20 protein-coding genes are annotated in these 19087 nt (G+C 67.4%); 6 read left to right on the plus strand and 14 right to left on the minus strand.

What is annotated here, in order from left to right:
- Positions 1-64 precede the first annotated feature (64 nt).
- Positions 65-1012 carry a LysR substrate-binding domain-containing protein gene (locus QYL93_RS22335; protein WP_305745718.1) on the minus strand — a complete coding sequence of 316 codons (948 nt, stop codon included), beginning with the start codon at positions 1010-1012 and terminating at the stop codon, positions 65-67.
- Positions 1013-1136: 124 nt separating this feature from the next.
- Here QYL93_RS22335 and QYL93_RS22340 point away from each other — a divergent pair, with 124 nt between their 5' ends.
- Positions 1137-1781 (plus strand): FMN-dependent NADH-azoreductase, encoded by a 645-nt coding sequence (locus tag QYL93_RS22340; protein WP_305745719.1) that lies wholly within the window; start codon positions 1137-1139, stop codon positions 1779-1781.
- A 72-nt stretch (positions 1782-1853) separates the two neighbouring features.
- Here QYL93_RS22340 and QYL93_RS22345 read toward each other — a convergent pair whose 3' ends face one another.
- From QYL93_RS22345 to QYL93_RS22385, 9 genes are all read right to left on the minus strand, one after another.
- Positions 1854-2402 carry an NADPH-dependent FMN reductase gene (locus tag QYL93_RS22345; protein ID WP_179680155.1) on the minus strand — a complete coding sequence of 183 codons (549 nt, stop codon included), beginning with the start codon at positions 2400-2402 and terminating at the stop codon, positions 1854-1856.
- 150 nt (positions 2403-2552) lie between these two features.
- The gene (locus QYL93_RS22350) at positions 2553-4658 is read right to left on the minus strand and encodes a family 2A encapsulin nanocompartment cargo protein cysteine desulfurase (protein ID WP_305745720.1); all 2106 of its coding nucleotides are present in this window, start codon (positions 4656-4658) and stop codon (positions 2553-2555) included.
- Between the two features lie 9 nt (positions 4659-4667).
- The gene (locus tag QYL93_RS22355) at positions 4668-5600 is read right to left on the minus strand and encodes a family 2A encapsulin nanocompartment shell protein (protein ID WP_057204241.1); all 933 of its coding nucleotides are present in this window, start codon (positions 5598-5600) and stop codon (positions 4668-4670) included.
- Positions 5601-5675: 75 nt separating this feature from the next.
- Positions 5676-5948 carry a helix-turn-helix domain-containing protein gene (locus QYL93_RS22360; RefSeq protein WP_305745721.1) on the minus strand — a complete coding sequence of 91 codons (273 nt, stop codon included), beginning with the start codon at positions 5946-5948 and terminating at the stop codon, positions 5676-5678.
- On the minus strand, positions 5945-6880 hold the full coding sequence (gene epsC / locus QYL93_RS22365) for a serine O-acetyltransferase EpsC (RefSeq protein ID WP_305745722.1): 936 nt from the start codon (positions 6878-6880) through the stop codon (positions 5945-5947). Before epsC ends, QYL93_RS22360 begins: the two co-directional genes overlap by 4 nt.
- Before the next feature lie 58 nt (positions 6881-6938).
- Complete coding sequence (locus tag QYL93_RS22370) at positions 6939-7430, minus strand: rhodanese-like domain-containing protein (protein WP_305745723.1); 492 nt, start codon at positions 7428-7430, stop codon at positions 6939-6941.
- Between the two features lie 141 nt (positions 7431-7571).
- Positions 7572-8783 (minus strand): N-methyl-L-tryptophan oxidase, encoded by a 1212-nt coding sequence (gene solA, locus QYL93_RS22375; RefSeq protein WP_305745724.1) that lies wholly within the window; start codon positions 8781-8783, stop codon positions 7572-7574.
- A 106-nt stretch (positions 8784-8889) separates the two neighbouring features.
- Entirely contained in the window at positions 8890-10053 is a 1164-nt protein-coding gene (locus QYL93_RS22380; protein WP_305745725.1) for a hypothetical protein, read from the minus strand.
- Between the two features lie 239 nt (positions 10054-10292).
- Entirely contained in the window at positions 10293-11252 is a 960-nt protein-coding gene (locus tag QYL93_RS22385) for an ADP-ribosylglycohydrolase family protein (protein ID WP_305745726.1), read from the minus strand.
- An 82-nt stretch (positions 11253-11334) separates the two neighbouring features.
- Here QYL93_RS22385 and QYL93_RS22390 point away from each other — a divergent pair, with 82 nt between their 5' ends.
- Positions 11335-12030, plus strand: coding sequence for an NUDIX domain-containing protein (locus QYL93_RS22390; RefSeq protein WP_305745727.1), 696 nt, complete (start codon positions 11335-11337; stop codon positions 12028-12030).
- Between the two features lie 6 nt (positions 12031-12036).
- Here the strand turns inward: QYL93_RS22390 and QYL93_RS22395 are convergent, their stop codons facing one another.
- From QYL93_RS22395 to QYL93_RS22405, 3 genes are all read right to left on the minus strand, one after another.
- Positions 12037-12978, minus strand: a complete 942-nt coding sequence (locus tag QYL93_RS22395) for a CysB family HTH-type transcriptional regulator (protein WP_305745728.1) — start codon at positions 12976-12978, stop codon at positions 12037-12039.
- A 107-nt stretch (positions 12979-13085) separates the two neighbouring features.
- Positions 13086-13883 (minus strand): MetQ/NlpA family ABC transporter substrate-binding protein, encoded by a 798-nt coding sequence (locus QYL93_RS22400; protein ID WP_305745729.1) that lies wholly within the window; start codon positions 13881-13883, stop codon positions 13086-13088.
- A 128-nt stretch (positions 13884-14011) separates the two neighbouring features.
- Positions 14012-15103, minus strand: coding sequence for a DUF6817 domain-containing protein (locus tag QYL93_RS22405; protein WP_305745730.1), 1092 nt, complete (start codon positions 15101-15103; stop codon positions 14012-14014).
- Between the two features lie 116 nt (positions 15104-15219).
- Here QYL93_RS22405 and QYL93_RS22410 point away from each other — a divergent pair, with 116 nt between their 5' ends.
- Positions 15220-15822 (plus strand): XRE family transcriptional regulator, encoded by a 603-nt coding sequence (locus tag QYL93_RS22410; protein ID WP_305745731.1) that lies wholly within the window; start codon positions 15220-15222, stop codon positions 15820-15822.
- On the plus strand, positions 15819-16358 hold the full coding sequence (locus QYL93_RS22415; RefSeq protein WP_305745732.1) for a GNAT family N-acetyltransferase: 540 nt from the start codon (positions 15819-15821) through the stop codon (positions 16356-16358). The genes QYL93_RS22410 and QYL93_RS22415 overlap by 4 nt, the downstream gene beginning before the upstream one ends.
- Here the strand turns inward: QYL93_RS22415 and QYL93_RS22420 are convergent.
- Positions 16355-17254, minus strand: a complete 900-nt coding sequence (locus QYL93_RS22420) for a LysR family transcriptional regulator (protein WP_305745733.1) — start codon at positions 17252-17254, stop codon at positions 16355-16357. The genes QYL93_RS22415 and QYL93_RS22420 overlap by 4 nt on opposite strands.
- A 70-nt stretch (positions 17255-17324) precedes the next feature.
- On the opposite strand from QYL93_RS22420, the gene QYL93_RS22425 reads away from it, so the two are divergent.
- Positions 17325-18176, plus strand: coding sequence for a DMT family transporter (locus tag QYL93_RS22425; RefSeq protein WP_305745734.1), 852 nt, complete (start codon positions 17325-17327; stop codon positions 18174-18176).
- Positions 18177-18206: 30 nt separating this feature from the next.
- The gene (locus QYL93_RS22430; RefSeq protein WP_305745735.1) at positions 18207-19001 is read left to right on the plus strand and encodes an N-acetyltransferase; all 795 of its coding nucleotides are present in this window, start codon (positions 18207-18209) and stop codon (positions 18999-19001) included.
- Positions 19002-19087 lie beyond the last annotated feature (86 nt).

Consider the following 19087-nt stretch of genomic DNA (forward strand, 5'->3'; position numbering starts at 1 on the left):
AACGCCCGCTCGGCAGAGACCCGCGCGCCTGGCGGACTTCGCCACATGGCGTATTGCGCCAGTGTTATATACCTGCGCCGTCCAGCCCCGCTCCGCCATCGCGCGCAGTCAGGCTGTTGCGCCCCGGCATGGCCTCGCCCAGGTAGTCGAGAAAGCTGCGCACCGCTGGCGACAGCCCGCGGCGCGAGGGGAACACCGCGTGCACGATGGCCGGCGGTGGTACCCACTCGGGCAGCACGCGCACCAGGCGGCGCTCGCGCATCTCCTCGTGGCACATGTAGTCGGGCATCCAGCCCATGCCGATACCGGCCAGCACGGCGAACTTCAGGGTCAGCAGGTCGTCGGCCACGTAGCGCGGGGTGTGGTGCACCACCTGGTGCGCGCCGCCGGGCCCCATCAGGTTCAGGGTGGCGCGGCCATCGGGGGCCGACATGGCCACGCTGTCCATGCGGGAGAGGTCTTCGAGCGTGGTGGGAGTGCCCTGGCGTATCAGCAAATCAGGGCTGGCCACTAGGATGGTGCTGGTCATGTCCAGGCGCTTGACGACCATGCTGCCGCTGTCCTCCAGCGAGGGGCGCACGCGCAGGGCCACGTCGATGCCCTCCTCCACCACGTTCACGGCGCGGTTGCTGACCATCATGTCCACCCGCACCTCGGGGTAGCGCGCCAGGAAGGAGGGCATCATCTCGGCCAGCACGGTCTGCGCCAGGGTCACCGGGCAGCTCACGCGCACGGTGCCGCGCGGCACGGTCTGCACCTGGGCCACGGTGTCGGCCGCGGCCTGGGCCGACTCGCGCATGGCCTGGCAGTGCCGCAGGTAGGCCTCGCCCACCTCGGTCAGCGAGAGCTTGCGCGTGGTGCGCTGCAGCAGGCGCACACCCAGTTGTGCCTCCAGGTCCGACACGCGGCGCGACAGGCGCGATTTGGGAATGCCCAGGGCGCGGCCGGCGGCGGCAAAGCCACCGCGCTCGACCACCTCGGCGAAATACAGCATGTCGTTGAGGTCTTGCATAAAATACATCGTTCTACTGATAGGACAATCTATCGCAAGTTCAATACCTTATCAACAAATGAGTGCGTCTCCACAATTCACCCATGGCCACACGCTGTGGCTACCACCCACAGGAGATTCCCTCATGCAACTGCTTCACATCGACTCGGCCATCACCGGCGAACAATCCGTTTCGCGCGAACTCACCAAGCGCATCGTCGCCGCCTGGAAGGCCGGCCACGCCAACACCACGGTGCAGTACCTGGACGTGGCTGCTCAGGCACCTGCCCACTTCACGGCCGACGCCATGGGTTTTCGCACCGGACAGGAAGCCTCGACCGATGTGCAACGCACTGAAAACGCCCTGTCCGAAGCCCTGGTGAGCCAGTTCCTGGCGGCCGACGTGATCGTGATCGGCGCCCCGCTGTACAACTTCACCATCCCCAGCCAGCTTAAGGCCTGGATCGACCGCGTGGCGCAGATCGGCCGCACCTTCAAGTACACCGACAAGGGCCCCGTGGGCCTGGCCGGCGGCAAGACGGTGATCGTGGCATCGAGCCGCGGCGGCGTGTACTCCACCAGCGAAGGTGGCCAGGCCATGGAACACCAGGAAAGTTACCTGAAGGTCGTTTTCGGCTTCTTCGGCATCACCGACGTGCGCTTTGTGCGTGCCGAAGGCGTGGGCATGGGCCCTGACGCCAAGGCCCTGGCCTTTGCCAATGCCGACAAGGACATCGCCGCACAAACCGCCGTGCCTGCCAACCAGCCACAAGTGGCACAAGCAGCCTGATCCGGCCAACGGTTCACACAGCAAAACGCCGCCTCAAAGGGCGGCGTTTTTTATGGTGCGTTCAGAAGAAGCTCAGATGTGCTTCTTGACCCAGCCAACATAGGCATCCACCCAGCCCTGCAGGAATTTCTTGCTGCCCTCGCCCACGTTACCGTCGGCGTCGAACAGGCCTTCCTTGGCATGGATGAAGCCCTCGGGCTGGCCCAGCGTGGGCACGTCGAGGTAGGCCAGCACGTTGCGCAGGTGCTGCTGCGCCAGGGCGGTGCCGATGGCGCCGACCGAGGCACCGATCACGCCGGCAGGCTTGCCGCCCCAGGCGCTCTGACCGTAGGGGCGCGAGGCATGGTCGAGCGCGTTCTTGAGCACGCCGGGGATGGAGCGGTTGTACTCGGGTGTCACGAACAGCAGGCCCTGGGCGGCCTTGAGCTCGCCCTTGAGGCGCACCACGGACGCGGCCTGCTGGCCATCGTCGTCCTGGTTGTACAGGGGCAGGTCATCGATGCGCAGGTGGGTGAATTGGAAATCGGCCGGGGCCAGCCGCTCGATGGCGGTGGCCAGCTTGCGGTTGAACGAATCCTTGCGAAGGCTGCCGACGATGACGGCGATCTGGACATTGCTCATGGAAACTCCTTGTGAGTGGGACGACACGGAGAAAAGCACTGCAGGGTCTCCCAACCCCACAGCACGAAGCGCTTGCCATGATAGCCACAGACCGTGGCCTGAGGATGAAGCAGGCTCAGCGCAATTGCTATATTTTGTATAGCAATTGCGCTAGGGGCTGACCCCCCCTGCTGACCCCGCCCGCCTTTGCCCGGCCAGGCGCTGCACCACGCCAACCAGGCGGTCGATCTCGTCGAAGGTGTTGTAGAACGCCAGCGACGGCCGCACCGTGGTCTCCACGCCAAAGCGGCGCAGGATGGGCTGGGCGCAGTGGTGGCCGGTGCGCACGGCAATGCCTTCCTCGTTGAGCGCCTTGCCCACCTCTTCGGTGGCGTAGCCCGCGAGCACGAAGGACATCACGCTGGCCTTGTCGTCGGCCGTGCCGATGAGGCGCACCCCGCGGATGGCAGAGAGGTGGCGCATGCCGTAGACCAGCAGCTCGTGCTCGTAGCGCGCGATGTTCTCGATGCCCACGCGGTTCACGTAGTCGATGGCGGCGCCCAGGCCCACGGCATCGGCGATGTTGCCGGTGCCGGCCTCGAACTTGTTCGGGATGGGCTGGAACACCGTCTTCTCGAAGGTCACGTCGGCAATCATGTTGCCGCCGCCCTGCCAGGGCGGCATGTCTTCGAGCACTGCGCGCTTGCCCCAGACCACGCCGATGCCGGTGGGCCCGAAAACCTTGTGGCCCGAGAAGACGAAGAAATCGGCCCCCAGGTCCTGCACGTCCACCCGCATGTGCGAGACCGACTGCGCGCCATCGACCAAGGTCGTGGCGCCCGCCCGCTTGGCCAGCGCCACGATCTCCTTGACCGGCACCACGGTGCCCAGGGCGTTGGAGACCTGGGTGACGGCGACGATCCTGGTGCGGTCGTTCAGCAGCTTCTGGTACTCATCGAGCAGCACCTGGCCCGAGTCGTCTACCGGAATCACGCGCAGGCGCGCGCCCTTGGCGGCCGCCAGCTGCTGCCAGGGCACGATGTTGGCATGGTGCTCGAGGTGGCTGACGATGATTTCGTCGCCCTCGCCCACATGCTGCGCGCCCCAGCTCTTGGCCACCAGGTTGATGGCCTCGGTGGTGCCGCGCACGAAGATCACCTCGTTCACATCGGGCGCGTTGATGAAGCGCTGCACGCGCTGGCGTGCGCCTTCGTAGGCGTCCGTGGCACGGGCAGCCAGCTCATGTGCCGCGCGGTGGATGTTGGAGTTCTCGTGCGCGTAGAAGTGGCTGATGCGGTCGATGACCGACTGCGGCTTGTGCGTGGTGGCCGCGTTGTCGAACCAGACGAGCTGGCGGCCGTTCACCCGCTCCTGCAGCACCGGGAAGTCGCGGCGCACCGCATGCACGTCGAAGGCCGGGTGGGCGCTGCGGTCGGCATGGGGGACATTGCTGCTGGCGGCTGGGGCACGGCCGGGCGTGGTGTAACCACCCGGTAGCACCACGGCGTCGGCAAAGTAGAACCGGGGTTCGGTCGATGGCACGGTGCTGGGCACGCCGGTACCGGCCGTGGGCGAGCCCACGCGCGGCACTTCGGGCGCCGCGAACGGCAGGCGTGCCAGGGCATCGAGCCCGCCAGGAGCGGCGCCATGCCCGTCGGGCGGGGTCAGCCTGGGCGCGCGGTCTGCCGCCAGCGGATGGTCGTGGCGATCGCCGAGAAAGTAGTACGGCGATGCACCCTGGGCTGGTACTGCCGCAGATGGACTCGGAGGCAGGGCCGCTTGCGGGTGCGCGGCCTGCGGCACACCCAGCACGGCGCTGCCAAAGCGCGGCTCGTAGGCCGGCAAGGTGCTGATCACCGAATCGGGCACGCCATTGCCCGCCACAGCATGCGGCAGCAGGGCCGGCGCGCGGTGCGCCAGCGATGCCAGCGGCGTGGGCGAGGCAGGCACCAGGTTGGCACCCGGCACCAGCCCTTGCGGTATGGGCGTGCCGGGCACGCCAGGGCCGAAGCCCGCCGGGCTCACCAGTGGCGAGCCGGCCGGCGCGATGTTGACGGGCGCCTGCACGCCGGGCGGCCAGGGCGTACCCTGCCCTGCACCAGGCAGCGAGCCTGGTGGCGTGGACGGCAAGGCACCCGCTGGCCCAACGAAACGGGGTTGCTCGCCGGGGGCGGCGGCAAACAGCGCCGTCGCCAGGCTGGCCAGCAGCGCCGTATCGATGGGTGGCTGCAGCGTGGCGGGCACGCCGGCAGGGGTGAAAGAAGGAGTGGTCACCACGCGGCTGCTTTACTTGTAGGTGTCGGGATAGTCGTGGTACTTGTTGATCTCCACGTCGTCCAGCACGGCCAGGGCGTCGGGCGTGAGCACGGCCAGCGAGCAGTACAGCGAGATCAGGTACGAGGCGATGGCATGGTTGTTGATGCCCATGAAGCGCACCGACAGTCCCGGGCTCTGCTCGCCCGGCAGGCCGGGCTGGAACAGGCCGACCACGCCCTGGCGCTTGTCGCCCACGCGCAGCAGCAAAATCTTGCTCTTGCCGTCTGCCACGGGCACCTTGTCCGAGGGGATCAGCGGAATGCCGCGCCAGGTGATGAACTGCGAGCCGAACAGGCTCACCGTGGGCGGCGGCGTGCCGCGGCGCGTGGCTTCGCGGCCGAAGGCGGCAATCGCCAGCGGGTGCGCCAGGAAGAAGGCGGGCTCCTTCCATACCTTGGTGAGCAGCTCATCGAGGTCGTCCGGCGTGGGCGCACCCGTGAGCGGGAACACGCGCTGCTCTTCCGTCACCTGGGCCAGCAGGCCGTAGTCGGGGTTGTTGATGAGCTCGCTCTCCTGGTTCTCCTTGATCGTCTCGATCGTCAGGCGCAGCTGCTCCTTGATCTGGTCGTGCGGGCTGCTGTACAGGTCGGAGATGCGGGTGTGCACGTCGAGCACGGTGCTCACGGCGTTCAGGAAGAACTCGCGCGGGTTCTCTTCGTAATCGACGAAGGTGCGGGGCAGCTGGTTCTCTTCCTCGCGGGCGGTGCAGGTGACCTTGATCAGCTCGGGGTTCTTGACCGTGTTGAGGCGGTAGATGCCCGCCTCGACCGGCACCCATTGCAGCAGGTGCGTGAGCCAGCGTGGCGAGATGGTCGAGAGTTGTGCGGTGGTCTTGGTCGCATTGGCGAGTTGCCGTGCTGCGTTGTCGCCCAGGGCGGTCGTGCCGCCCACTGTTGCCGTCATGTGAGGCTCCGTATCGAAAAGGTGGGATGGATGAGAAACGATTCCCGACCAGTGTCCGATGCAGGGACTAGCGCTTCAACATGCTATAGCCGCCAAAGGCCTGCCTTTCAGTGCATTGGCGCTGCTCAATTCGTCGCAATGCCCGAGCAAGGTCGCGCTGCTCACGCCCAGGGCCTGCGAGAGCTTGTCGATGGTGACCAGCGAGGCAATCGCCCGGCCGCGCTCGATCTCGCCCACGTAGGACCGGTTCAGGTCGGCGTGTTCGGCCAGCAGCTCCTGCGACCAGCCGCGCGCTTCGCGCAGGCGCCGCACGGCCGTGCCGAAGCTGCGTACCAGCACGTCGCTCATGCCGCCACCGTTCCCGAAGACTCGCCATTGCGGCTGGCATCGTGGCGCGACAGGGCCTGCGTCACGTTGCCGCCCGCAGGCACGTCGTGCGTGATCCACACATTGCCACCAATGGTGGCGCCGCGCCCCAGGGTCACCCGGCCCAGCACGGTGGCACCGGCATAGATGACCACGTCGTCCTCCACCACCGGGTGGCGCGGCAGGCCCTTTTGCAGGTGCCCGTCATCGTCGGTGGGAAAGCGCTTGGCGCCCAGCGTGACGGCCTGGTACACGCGCACGCGCTCGCCGATCACCGCCGTCTCGCCAATCACGACGCCCGTGCCATGGTCGATGAAGAAGCCCGCGCCGATCTGCGCACCGGGGTGGATGTCGATGCCGGTGAGCGAATGGGCCTGCTCGGCCACGATGCGCGCCAGCAGCGGCAGCTCCAGCTGGTACAGCCGGTGTGCCAGGCGGTGGTGGATCATGGCCAGGATGCCGGGGTAGCACAGCAGCACCTCGTCCACGCTGCGTGCGGCCGGGTCGCCGTGGTAGGCGGCGAGCACGTCGCTGTCGAGCAGGCTGCGGATGTCGGGCAGCGATGCGGCGAAGCTGCGGGCCGCCTGCACGGCGCGTTTTTCGATGTGCTGCTCTTCCACCGGCTGGTGGCGGTGCACATAGCGCAGCTCCAGCCGGATCTGCGCCAGCAGGCCGTGCAGGGCCGCGTCCAGCGTGTGGCCCACGTAGAAGTCCTCGCTCTCCTGGCGCAGATCGGGCGGGCCCAGGCGCATGGGAAAAAGCACGCCCTTGAGCTGCTCCACGATGTCGGCCAGCGCATCGCGCGAGGGGAACTCGCGCCCGCCGGGCTCTTGCGAGCGTTTTTGCAGGCTGCGCCAGTCGCGGCGCACGGCATGCAGCGACTGCACGATGGGTTCGATGTTGAAGACGGCCATGGAGGGTGTGGGGTGCAGTGGTTCAGTCGTGGGATCGGCCGTGGCAGCAGGGGTCAGGCTAATCCTGAATCCAGGGCAGGCCGTGAAAACGCCAGCCATCCGAGCCGCCGCGCTGCTGGCGTTCGTCGATTTCGCCCTCGAAGCCTTCGAGCACGTTGAAGACCTGGGTGAAGCCGGCCTTGGCCGCCGCTTCGGCTGCCAGGGCCGAGCGCTTGCCGCTGCGGCACAGCAGCAGGGCCGTGGCCTCCTTGCCGCCATGGCTGGCCAGGCGGGCTTCGAGCTCTCGCACGAAACGCGGGTTGCGCTGCAGGGCGGTGCCTGTGGCCCACGGTACATGCAGGCTGTCCGGCACGTGGCCAACGAACTTCAACTCTTCGGCAGAGCGCACGTCCACCAGCACGGCGTCGCCAGCGGACACGAGTTTCCACGCCACGGTGGGCGACACACCGCCCGCATAGGGCAGGCCGGAGGCCAGTGCGACCGAGCGGGCAGATTCCAATTCCTGTGCGAGCACAGCGTCCTGGGTGTCCTGAATAGCGGATGAAGACATGGTGGGGTCCTTGGGGAGAGGGGTTGTCACGGCCTCGTTGGCGGGGCTGCTGTGAACAATGGGTCCACTCTAGAACCCTTCCCATAAAACCCAAAAGAATAAAAATTGGTTTCTATAAAACCAAAACATCCTTGCAATGGCTCAGGCCACCTCGGCGGCGGCCAACCCGTGCAGGGCGTGGCCAAAGGGTCGCAGATCCAGGCGCTCCGGCAGGTCGAGCACCTGCTGCGCCAGCGCCTCCCCCAGGGCGGCCGAGTGCTTGAAGCCATGGCCCGAACAGGCCGACGCCACATGCACGCCCGGCCAACCGGGCAGGCGGTCCACGACGAAGCCATGGTCGGGCGTCACGGTGTAGAGGCAGGCCCGCGCGTCCGTGCAGCGGGCGCCCGGGGCCTGAAAGCGCGGCAGCACATGGCGCTGGAGCATGGAATCCCTCTCCGCGTCGGCCACGACCCTGTCCACTGCCTCGGGCGTGGTGGTCTCAAGGTACTGCGCGGTGGCCACCTTGAAGGCCGGCGCACCCGGGTCCGCAACCGGAAAGCCATAGATCGAATCGTCCGGTCCGTCACGGAAGGTCCAGATGAAGACCGGGAAGGCGCCGGGCTCGAACGATGGTGTGGCGGCGCCCACGTCGAACCAGAACATCACCTGGCGGTACACCGCCAGCTGGGGTGCCCAGGCATGCTGCAGCTCCTGGCCGAGCAGGCCCGGCAGCCACGGGCCGGCTGCCAGCACCACCTGCCCTGCATGGAAGCTGCCCTGGGTGGTGTCCACGCGCAGGTGCTCGCCTTCGCGCACAAGGCCGGTCACGCGCACTCCTGTCTGGAGGCTGGCGCCGTGTAACTGGGCCTGTTGCAGCTGCGCGCTGATGGCGGCCTCGGGCCGCACGAAGCCGGCGTCGCGCTCCCAGTAGGCGAATTCGTTGTAGTTGAGCTGGAACTGCGGGTAGCGCCGGCGCAGGTCGCCATGGTCCAGCACCTCGTGGGCTATGCCATGGCGGCGCGCGATCTCGATGGTGTTGTGTACGAAGTCCAGGCGGCGCCCCTGGTGCAGCGGCGCGCCATCGCGCGGCCCGAGCACCAGGCCGTGCGTGCGGGTGTAGATCGACTGGCCGGTCGCGGCCTCCAGTTCGCGCCAGATCTCGTGCGAGCGGCGCACCAGGGGCACGTATTCGTCGCCCTCCCCCACGGCAAGCCGCGTGATGCGCGTCTGCCCATGCGAGGAGCCCAGGCTGTGTGGTGGCTGGAACTGGTCCAGCCCAAGCACATTCGCCCCACGCCGGGCCAGTTGGTAGAGGGTGGCGGAGCCTACGGCGCCGAGGCCGATGACGATGGTGTCGAAGTGTGGGGGCATGCGCGAGACGCGGGCTGAAAGTCAAGGCAGCAGCTTAAAGGCCGGCATCCCATCTTCCAAAGCCGCATTGCGCATGAGCTCATGACGAAACCCCCAGGCACGGCCCTCACTGCGGCCAGACCTTGCCCTTGCTCACGAAGCTGCCGGTGCCGGTCTTGTAGCCGAAGTGGACCTGCACGTTGAACGCGCGCAGCTCGGCGTCCGTGAAGTCCAGCGCGGGCGTGAACTTCAGGCTGGCGGCGTTGGCCACCTGGCTGGCGAAGGCGATGCCCTCCACGTCGGCCGGTATCTGGCTGGCCCAGGTGCCGTTGGCCAGGCGGAAGAACCAGGCATCCGCCGGGAACGACAGGCCATTGGCTGGAACGAACGCCGCGACCCAGGCGCTGATCTTCGGGTTGGCCGCGACATCCGCTGCAGCCTGCGCCATGCTGATGTCGAGCCGCAGGGGCTGGCCGGCTGCGGAGAGCACCGCGGTGGCCACCGTGGCCGGAACCGGCAGGGTCGTCGCGTTGTTTGGCGGGGTGACCGTGCCTGTACCCGTGCCTGAGCCGCCCGGGCTGGCTGTGTCCACAGGGTCGGGGTAGTTGCTGGTGGTCCAGACGATCCTGGCGTAGCCGGCCGCGTACCTGGCCATGTCCACATCGATGCCCCCCTGCACGTCGTACAGCGGTGCACCGCTCAGCTGGCGCACGTAGAGCCAGTTGCCTTCGCTGGTGCTGCCGCGGTTGGCATCGAACTGGCCACCCACGAAGCGCAAGGTGCCGCCGCCGTCGTGCACAATGAGCTGGTCGGTGCTGCGATCGTTGACCAGCCGCGAGAACGCGCTGTCGATGCGCTCGCCGCTCTGGGCTTTCTGGTATTCCGCACCGCTCAGGGCCGCCTCGCGCAACGGCGCCGAGCCGTAGCGCAGTGCGAAGGCCGACTGCGTCCGCTGGGGTGCATAGCCCGAGAACATGAATGAACGCGTCCCTGCGGGGATGAAGATCTTGAATTCCTTGTACTGCAGCTGGTAGCCGGTGAACTCGGGCAGCGCCAGCGATCCGCCGCCAGGGAACGCGCATCCGCCCGTGGCATAGCCGATCACGCAACCGGTAGCGCCTTGCGGTGCGTACTGCTGCTTGAAGCCGACCTTGGTATCGAATTTGTAGTTGTAGGAGCCGCCCGCCGGGGGCAGCGCAACCCTGAGCGCCGACTGGTGCAGCGAGACGAAGTTGGCAGCCTGGGCAAAAGGCGCCACCGCAGCCAGCAAAAAAACAGCGAGATACCGCATGGGATGCATCCAGGAAAAATAGACAGGCAACAAGGACAGAATGAAGGACTGAACGACAGGCAGATGGCCCTGGAACAGGGCGGCCATGCGTGGTTGCCGGGCGCAGCTTCCACCAAGGTCCAGAGTACTCCGTAGCGGCCAGAACGATGGGCGGAAAAGCGGGAGGGCACGGCCGCTTATCCCGGCCTGGCGGGTATTGGCGGCCCGTTGAAAGCCAGGGCGCCAGTGATGTACGCGGCCTATACCGGCACGGCGCGCCCGTCCCTGTGCAGCAGCCCTGCCGCCATGTCGCCGATTTCCTCGCCCATGAACAGCATGCCGCGCCAGTGCGCGGGGATGCCCTCGATGCCGTAGAACGCGCCCGCCACCTGCCCTGTGATGGCGGCCGTGGTGTCGGCATCGTCGCCCAGGTTGGCGGCGGCCAGCACGGCATCGGCAAACGATCCGGTGGTGGCAAAGCACCACAGGGCCGCCTCCAGCGAGGCCACGCAGTAGCCGCTGCCGCGGATGGCATCGCGCGGCTTGTCCCGGTACTGACCCGCCGCGATGCTGCGCACCGCAGGACAGGCCAGCCCCTCCTGCACCACGGTCAACACCTCCATCCTCGCGGTCTCGCCGCGTGGGGAGTCGGCCCCCAGGGCATTGGCAATCACCTCGGCCAACACGCTGCAGCACTCGACCGCCTCGGCCGCGCAGTGCGTGGTCTGCGAACTGAGCCGCGCCTGGCGCAAAACCGCCTGCATGTCAGGGAAGTAGCGCAGCACCACGGGCGCCAGCCGCATCAGCGAGCCGTTGCCTGCGGTCTGGGGATCGGTGGAGCCGGCCATCGGCTCGCCGTTGGCCATGAAGCGCGACAAGGCACCTTGCACGGTGATGCCGATGTCGAAGCAGGTGCCGGTCGGGCTGGGGTAGCCCCAGCGCCACCAGTTCACATAGCGGCGCATCTGGTCCTCGGCGTCGAAGCCACCGCGGTGCAGCAGGCTTTGCGCCAGGCAGATGGCCATGGAGGTGTCGTCCGTCCACTGGCCTGGGGCCAGGCGAAACGGGCCACCGCCCACCATGTCGGCGAGAGGCGCAAAGCTGCCGCGCGGGCTGAACTCCACCGTGGTGCCCACGGCATCGCCACAGGCCAGGCCGACAAGGCAGCCCCGGTAGCGGCTTTCCAGATGGTCTCGTGTGTTGTTGAAATCCGATGGCATAGGCCCTCCTACTTAGTTTCACTGATGAACTTATGATAGTTTCATTAAAATACTAAGTCAACCAGCCGCCACAGAAAACGCCATGCCCAAAACCTCTGCAGAACCCCCGTTCCCGCCCGTCATCTGCACCGTGGACGTGGTCCTCATGGCGCTCAAGGACGATGCCCTGCACGTCGTGCTGCTTGAGCGCAAAAACCCGCCCTTTGCTGGCGCACTGGCCCTGCCGGGCGGTTATATCCACGCGCAGGAAGACCGCACGGCCTGGGATGCGGCGGCGCGCGTGCTGCGCGACAAGACCGGCATCGTGAGCCCGTACCTCGAACAGCTGGCCACCTACTCAGGGGCCGATCGCGACCCCCGGGGCTGGTCAGTCTCCGTCGTCTACTATGCGCTGGTACCGGCCGAGCTGCTGCCCACCGACCGCGAAGGGATCGCGCTGGCGCCGGTGGCCGCGCTGCCGGCCCTGCCCTTCGACCACCAGGACATTGTGGCGCTGGCCGTGGAGCGCGTGCGCGCCAAGAGCCAGTATTCCTCGCTGCCGGTGTACCTGTGCGGCGAACGCATAACCCTGCCGCGCCTGCAGGCGGTGTACGAGGCGGTGCTGGGCGAGCCCATCAACAAGGTGAGCTTTCGGCGCAAGATCGACGAGCTGGACATGCTCGAACCCATCGCGGGCGAGCAGGAGACCGGTGGGGCGCACCGGCCGGCGCAGATCTACCGCCTGCGCGAAGAGTACCGGCGCGCGCTGTCTACCGTACAGCGTGGCATCAACTCCTGAGGGAAATTACTCCAGCGGCGTGCCGGTGGCACGCACCGCCTTCTCCACCGCTTCGCGCTGCAGCGTGGGCGCAAAGGTCTCGATGAAGCTGTAAGCGTAGCCGCGCAGCCAAGTGCCCTTGCGCACGGCCAGGCGGGTGACATTGACCTCGAACAGGTGGCGTGCTTCGAGCATCCGCAACTGGCGGTCGCGCTCGGGGTCCACGGCAATGGAGGCGACGATGCCCACGCCCATGCCCAGCTCCACATAGGTCTTGATCACGTCGGCGTCCATGGCCGAGAGCACGATATTCGGGCGCAGGCCTTCGCGCGCAAAGGCCTCGTCGATGTGGGCGCGGCCGGTGTAGCCCAGCTCGTAGGTGATGATGGGGTACTCGGTGAGCTGCTGCAGCGTCACGGGCTCGGTCAGCGCCAGCAGCGGGTGCTCGGGCGGTACGACGATGCTGTGCGTCCAGCGGTAGCACGGCAGGGTGACCAATGCGTCGTAGTGCGCCAGCGCCTCGGTGGCCACGCCGATGTCGGCCTCGCCGCTGAGCAGCATCTCGGCCACCTGCTTGGGGGAGCCCTGGTGCAGGTGCAGCGAGACCTGCGGGAACATGGCGCGAAAATCGCGCACCACCTGCGGCAGCGCATAGCGCGCCTGCGAATGGGTGGCGGCAATCGACAGGCGCCCCTCATGGCTGGCGCTGTAGTCCTGCCCAGCGCGGCGCAGGTTGTCGGCGTCGTGCAGCAGGCGCTCCACGATGGGCAGCACGGCCTCGCCCGGCGGCGTGAGGCCCGTGAGCCGCTTGCCGGCGCGCACGAAGATCTCGATGCCCAGCTCTTCCTCCAGCTCGCGGATCTGGCGGCTCACGCCCGGCTGCGAGGTGTAGAGGATGTTCGCCACCTCGGTCAGGTTGAAGCCGCAGCGCACGGTCTCACGCACGGACCGCAGTTGCTGGAAGTTCATGGAGTGTCTCTATTGTTTGTGTCGGCAGGCGGATGAAGCGCGCGGCCCCGGCGAGGCGGTCGCCAATGAAAAAGGGCGGCACCTGGCCGCCCCTTCGCTTGCCAAGCTCAGAAGCCTGGCAGGACCGATCCCTTGAACTCGGTCTGGATGAACTTGCGCACTTCCTCAGAGTGGTAGGCCTTTACGAGCTTGGCGACCCAGGGCTTGTCCTTGTCGACTTCGCGCACGGCGATCAGGTTGACATAAGGGCTCTTGGCATTTTCTTGCGCAATCGCATCCTTGCCCGGGTTCAGGCCGGCCGACAGCGCGAAGTTGGTGTTGATGGCCGAGGCGTCCAGGTCGTCGAGCGAGCGGGGCAGCTGCGCGGCATCGAGTTCCACGAACTTGATCTTCTTGGGGTTGCTCACCACGTCCAGCGGCGTGGCCTTGAGGTCGGAGCCCTCGCGCAGCTTGATCAGGCCCTTGTCCTGCAGCACCAGCAGCACACGGCCGCCGTTGGTCGGGTCGTTGGGGATGCCGAACTTGGCACCTTCTTTCAGGTCTTCGAGCTTCTTGACCTTCTTGGAGTACAGGCCGATGGGGAAGTTGACGGTGTAGCCCACGGGCACGATCTTGTAGCCACGGTCCTTGACCTGGTTGTCCAGGTAGGGCTTGTGCTGGTAGCTGTTGGCGTCGAGGTCGCCCGAGGCCAGGGCCGCATTGGGCTGCACGTAGTCGCTGAACTCGACGACCTGGATCTTCAGGCCGTCCTTCTCGGCGACCTTCTTGACCACTTCGAAGATCTGCGCGTGCGGGCCGCCGGTCACGCCGATCTTCAGGGGCTTGTCCTGCGCCATGGCGCCCGTGGCGAAACCGGTGGCGAGGGCCAGGGCGAGAGCGGATTGCAGGAGGGAGCGCTTGTTCACGGAAAACACCTTTCGTTATGAGATGTTTCCACTATAGGGTTTGCCCTTTAAAACTCAAAAGAATAACTTTTAATTACCTTAGGTTCAATTGATATAAAGACGTCAGCAAGCGTCAACCGCCCTGCCCCTCAAACCCTCAGCGCTACGTTGTTGAGTTTGTCCAGCCGCTCGGGCCAGGTGCCCTCGGTGGCCGATTGCTGCAGGATGCGCGTCCATGCCACCCAGGCATCCCACTGCACGCGCTTGTCCCAGGAGTTGCCCCAGGCGCTGAACTGCTGCAGCGCGCTGGAGGCAGCGGAAGCGGCATCGGCATTGCGGCCAGCGGACAGGTAGAGCTGGGCCAGCACCATCTGCGGCTCGCCCACCCAGGGGTTGTGGCGCACCGCGCTCTCGAGCACGGCAGTGGCCACGTCCAGGTCGGCCAGCGGCTGGTCCTGCTGGATCACCGACCAGTACAGCGAGGTGGCGGCCGCCTCGTCGGTCGCCGACAGTGCGGCGGTGCAGTCGTTGAATACGGGCGGCGTGGGCAGCAGGCCCTTCAGGCCCGGGTGCTGCAGCGCCAGCCCCAGCGCATTGATCTGGCTCACCATGCGCCCGCTGGGCCGCATGGGGCCGGGCCAGAGCGAGGCCGCCCAGTGCACGGCCTGCGGGCGCTGCTGCACAGTGGGAAAGCGCGAGTAGATATCGTCCTGCCAGCTGAACCACTGCTCGATGGTGTCGGCCATGCTCACGATGATGAAGGCCGCCACCTCGTAGGGCGTGAGCACATGGGGCTGGCCGTCCTTTTCGAGCACCAGGCTGCCATCGGCCTCCAGCGCGCCGGCCAGCACGCGCTGCACGAACTGCGTGCGCGACTGGGTGCAGAACAGGTAGACCAGGTGCTCGGCCGATTCGCCTGCGATCTCGCGCACGCGGGCGCGCTCCTTGGCGGGGTCGAACTTCACCAGGTCCACGAAGGCATTGCCGTACACACTGTGCAGCAGGCCCAGGAGGCGCACGTCGCGCGGCTGCTGCCACATGGCCAGCGAACGCGCCACGCCCACCAGGTGATGGCGGAAGGTGCCCGCCTTGTGCCAGTCCTGCCCCACGTTGCGCGCCAGCACAGTGGGCAGCACGGGGGCCAGGTCGGCGTCGCGGGCCAGCCACTCCTCGTCGAGCAGGGGCAAGGCACGGGCCAGCAGGTCGGCATCGAGCGGTTGGAACGGCAGCGTCGTGGTCACGGTGTCTCCTTCAATGTTCTGTGGACAGTTCCGCCAAGTATCACCGCGAAGCGTACGGATGGGATGTGTGCGCACCATTCCAACATAATGGAATAAAAATCCATTAAACTGGAATCATGGACATCCACACCCGCATTGCCCAGCGTTTGCGCGAACTGCGCGACGCACGCGGCTACTCCCTCGAAGCGCTGGCCGAGCGCAGCGGCGTGAGCCGCTCCAACATCTCGTTGATCGAGCGTGGCCAGAGCAGCCCCACGGCCGCCGTGCTCGACAAGCTGGCCATTGGCCTGGGCGTGGCATTGGCCTCGTTCTTCGATGTTGCAAGTGCCCAGGCGGCCGAACCGCCCTCGCCCCTGATCCGCGCGGCCGACCAGCCCGTGTGGCAGGACCCGGCCTCCGGCTATGTGCGGCGCCGGCTCTCGCCGCCTGCGCCGTCGCCGCTGCAACTGGTGGAGGTGGTGTTCCCTGCGGGCCGGCGCGTGGCGCTGGATTCGGCCGTGCACGAGGCCGACATCCACCAGCAGGTCTGGTTGATCGAAGGCGCCATGGACCTCAGTGTGGGCGAGACCACCTGGCACCTGCAGGCGGGCGACTGCCTGGCCATGCGGCTGAACCAACCCATCGTGTTCCACAACCGCACGCCGCAGGACGCGCGCTATCTGGTGGCGCTGGCCACCCTGCCCTTCCCTTCACCCGCCCCCACCAGGAGAACCCCATGAATGCCACCACCGACACCCCCATCACCGTGCGCCGCCTGGGCGCCAACGAGGCCGCCGCCAGCGCCGAAGCCCTGGCCGAGGTACTGATCGACTGCGTACATGGCGGCGCGTCGGTGAGCTTCATGGCGCCGCTGCCACGCGACAAGGCCCTGGCTTTCTGGCGCGGCGTGGCCGAGGGCGTGGCGCGCAACGAGCGCGTGCTGCTGGTGGCAGAGGACGGCGCCGAGGGCATTGTCGGCACCGTGCAGCTCATCACCGCCATGCCCGACAACCAGCCCCACCGCGCCGACGTGGCCAAGATGCTTGTGCACCGCAAGGCCCGCCGCCGCGGCGTGGCCCAGCGCCTGATGGCCGCCGTGGACGACGCAGCGCGCAGCGCAGGCAAGCGCGTGCTGGTGCTGGACACTGTGACCGGCGGCGATGCCGAGCGCCTATACGAGCGCGCGGGCTGGCAGCGCGTGGGCGTGGTGCCCGACTACGCGCTGATGCCCGATGGCGCACTGTGCAGCACGACCTACTTCTACCGCCACCTCTAGGACGAAGCAAACGACTCCAGCGCCTTCAACACGCTTTGAATGGCCGCATCGTGGCCCTCACTGGCGCGGCGCGCCAGCCCCAATTGCCGCAGCAGCGGTGGATGCAGGGGGCACACCTGCAGGCCCGTGTTGTCGGGGTCGCCCCCTGTCACGTCAGCCTGCTCCAGCGGCAGCACGGCGGCACCCTGCCCAGCAGCCACCAGGCTGCGCAGGGCCAGGGGGTGGTTCAGCTCCAGGCGCGGCCGCGGGCTGAGCCCGGCCTGTGCGAACCAGGCCGCGATCAGGCGGTACATCTGCGTGGCCGGGCCGAACGACATCCAGCGGTGGGCGGCCAGCCATTCGGCGCTGATGCGCTCGGGCGCCTCCCAGCCCGGCGGCAGCAGCGCCACCATGGGGTCGCTGCGCCAATGAACCACCTGCACCTGGCCGGCGGTGGCCTGCGGCAGGGCGACGATGGCCAAGTCCAGCGTGCCCGCCGCCAGGCGGGCCATGGCCTCGGCGGAACCGAGCACGTCGAGCGCCACATCCACCCCCGGGCTCTGGCGCGCCAGCACGTCGAGCAGGCGCGGCAGCAGGTGCGCGCTGACGCCCGCCGTGGTGCCCAGCCGCACCAGCCCCTCCAGCCCCTGGGCACGGCGGCGCACTTGCTCCACCACCTCGTCGGCACCCGCCAGCAGCCGGCGGCCACCGGCCACCAGGGCCGCGCCCGCAGGCGTCAGGCTGGCCTGCCGGCGCCCGCGCACCACCAGCGCGGCACCCAGGCGCGACTCCAGCTCGCTGATGTGCAGGCTCACCGTGGGCGGCGCCAGGTGCAGCGCCTGCGCTGCGGCGGCCAAGGTGCCCAGGTCGGCAATCGCGATCAGGGTCTGCACCTGGTCGAGGTTGAGGTTACGCATCAGCAATCCTGAATTCAGCAGTCATTGAATTCAACTTTACAGATGTTTGGGGCAAAAGCACCATGCCCCGATGATCACCAACGACGTTTTTCTCATCGTGCTGCTGTCCGCAGTCCTCAATGCCGGCTGGAACAGCGCCATCAAGATCGGCGGCGACCGCATCACCGCCATGGCCATCACCACGCTCATCGGCAGTGCGCTGTCGCTGCTGGTGCTGCCCTGGGTAGCCTGGCCCGGGCCCGAGAGCTGGCTGCTGCTGGGCGCGTCCATCGCCATCCATACGGCGTACCACTTCGCACTGCCCATGGCTTACAACCATGGCGACCTGGGGCAGGTCTACCCCATCGCGCGCGGTTCTGCGCCGGTGATGGTGATGGCCGGGGGCGCCCTGTTTGCCAATGAGTCGCCCGGGGCGGGTGCTCTGATGGGCGTGCTGTGCCTGTGCGCCGGGGTGCTCTCGCTGGCACTGCCCAAGGCCTCTGCGGGCAACGGCAGCAGCCGCAAGGCAGTGGGCTACGCGCTGCTCACCGGCGCGCTGATCGCGGCTTACACCGTGGTGGATGCGCTTGGCGCCCGGCAGTCCGGCTCGGCCATTGGTTTCGCCGTCCTCATCACGCTGGGCGATGGCATTGCCACGGCCCTCATCGTGCTGGGGTGGAAGGGGCGGCGCGCCTTCGCGGTGGACCGCCGTGCCCTCTGGCTGTGCGCTGCCGCCGGCACCATGCAGATGGGTGCCTACTGGACCGCCGTATGGGCCCTGGCCCGCGCACCCATGGGCCAGGTGTCCGCCTTGCGCGAGACCAGCGTGCTGCTGGTGGCGCTGGTCTCGGCCTGGCTGCTCAAGGAGCGCGTGGGGCCGGGGCGCATCGTGGCTGCGGGGCTGGTGTTTGCGGGCATCGTGGGCATCCGGCTCGGGTCATAGCGCGGTCGCCAGCGGTTGGTATAAATGGGCATGTCTTTTGCAGTGCCCCTGGCCACCCCCGCCCCCAGCAATCGCGCAAGCCCCGAGACCATCCGCGCCCTCGAAGAACGCTCCTTCAATGCCTGGCCCGCGCGCCAGAGCGTGTTGCAGGCCGGCTGGGTGTTTCGGCTGTCGGGCGGCTTCACCAAGCGCGCCAATTCGGTGAATGCCATCGAGGCCGGCGCATCCTTCAGCGGTGTGCGCGACGCGGCCGAGGCGCTGTATTCCCGCCACGGCCTGCCGCCGGTCTTCCGCATATCGCCATTGGCGCCTGCCGCAGCGAACCAGGAACTGGCCGATGCAGGCTACACGTACTTCGATCCATCTTTGGTCATGGCAACCACCGGGCTGGATGCGGCGCAGGCCCATGCGTGCGTGCAGATCGAAACCACCCCCACGGCCGCATGGCTGGATGGCTTTGCCGCAGCCAATGGTGTGCAGGCCCAGAACCACGCGGTCCACCATGCCATGGTGCATGCGATCGCCCTGCCCTGCGCCTTTGCCACCCTGCATGACGGCGCAGGTCGAACCATCGGCTTCGGGCTGGCGGTGCTTGAACGGGGGGCCATCGGGCTCTATGACATCGTGGTGGATCCTGCCCTGCGCGGGCGGGGCCATGGCAGTGTTCTGGTGCGCGCGCTGCTGCAGTGGGGGTGCGATGTGGGGGCTGGGTCGGCTTATCTGCAGGTGCGGGCAGTCAATGGGGTGGCTCAGCGGTTGTATGCGGGGCTGGGGTTTGGCGAGGTCTATCAGTACCACTATCGGATTCCACCCGTGAAGGGCTGATGGACTGATATCGATGGCTGCCGCATGCCTTTGCTGGCGTCGGAGGCCGGGGTGTGCGCCCGGCGGCGCACCTACCTTCTTTTGAG

The organism is Acidovorax sp. A1169 (genome assembly GCF_030704685.1).
Classification (GTDB): domain Bacteria; phylum Pseudomonadota; class Gammaproteobacteria; order Burkholderiales; family Burkholderiaceae_C; genus Acidovorax.

Excerpts from the sequence above, each read along its gene's own strand:
- QYL93_RS22370 (WP_305745723.1), bottom strand. The coding sequence starts at position 7,430 with ATGTCTTCATCCGCTATTCAGGACACCCAGGACGCTGTGCTCGCACAG.
- QYL93_RS22415 (WP_305745732.1), top strand. The coding sequence starts at position 15,819 with ATGAATGCCACCACCGACACCCCCATCACCGTGCGCCGCCTGGGCGCC.
- QYL93_RS22410 (WP_305745731.1), top strand. The coding sequence starts at position 15,220 with ATGGACATCCACACCCGCATTGCCCAGCGTTTGCGCGAACTGCGCGAC.
- QYL93_RS22345 (WP_179680155.1), bottom strand. The coding sequence starts at position 2,402 with ATGAGCAATGTCCAGATCGCCGTCATCGTCGGCAGCCTTCGCAAGGAT.
- QYL93_RS22420 (WP_305745733.1), bottom strand. The coding sequence starts at position 17,254 with ATGCGTAACCTCAACCTCGACCAGGTGCAGACCCTGATCGCGATTGCC.
- epsC (WP_305745722.1), bottom strand. The coding sequence starts at position 6,880 with ATGGCCGTCTTCAACATCGAACCCATCGTGCAGTCGCTGCATGCCGTG.
- QYL93_RS22360 (WP_305745721.1), bottom strand. The coding sequence starts at position 5,948 with ATGAGCGACGTGCTGGTACGCAGCTTCGGCACGGCCGTGCGGCGCCTG.
- QYL93_RS22385 (WP_305745726.1), bottom strand. The coding sequence starts at position 11,252 with ATGCCATCGGATTTCAACAACACACGAGACCATCTGGAAAGCCGCTAC.
- QYL93_RS22355 (WP_057204241.1), bottom strand. The coding sequence starts at position 5,600 with ATGACGGCAACAGTGGGCGGCACGACCGCCCTGGGCGACAACGCAGCA.
- QYL93_RS22335 (WP_305745718.1), bottom strand. The coding sequence starts at position 1,012 with ATGCAAGACCTCAACGACATGCTGTATTTCGCCGAGGTGGTCGAGCGC.
- QYL93_RS22395 (WP_305745728.1), bottom strand. The coding sequence starts at position 12,978 with ATGAACTTCCAGCAACTGCGGTCCGTGCGTGAGACCGTGCGCTGCGGC.
- solA (WP_305745724.1), bottom strand. The coding sequence starts at position 8,783 with ATGCCCCCACACTTCGACACCATCGTCATCGGCCTCGGCGCCGTAGGC.
- QYL93_RS22380 (WP_305745725.1), bottom strand. The coding sequence starts at position 10,053 with ATGCGGTATCTCGCTGTTTTTTTGCTGGCTGCGGTGGCGCCTTTTGCC.
- QYL93_RS22340 (WP_305745719.1), top strand. The coding sequence starts at position 1,137 with ATGCAACTGCTTCACATCGACTCGGCCATCACCGGCGAACAATCCGTT.
- QYL93_RS22425 (WP_305745734.1), top strand. The coding sequence starts at position 17,325 with ATGATCACCAACGACGTTTTTCTCATCGTGCTGCTGTCCGCAGTCCTC.
- QYL93_RS22390 (WP_305745727.1), top strand. The coding sequence starts at position 11,335 with ATGCCCAAAACCTCTGCAGAACCCCCGTTCCCGCCCGTCATCTGCACC.
- QYL93_RS22430 (WP_305745735.1), top strand. The coding sequence starts at position 18,207 with ATGTCTTTTGCAGTGCCCCTGGCCACCCCCGCCCCCAGCAATCGCGCA.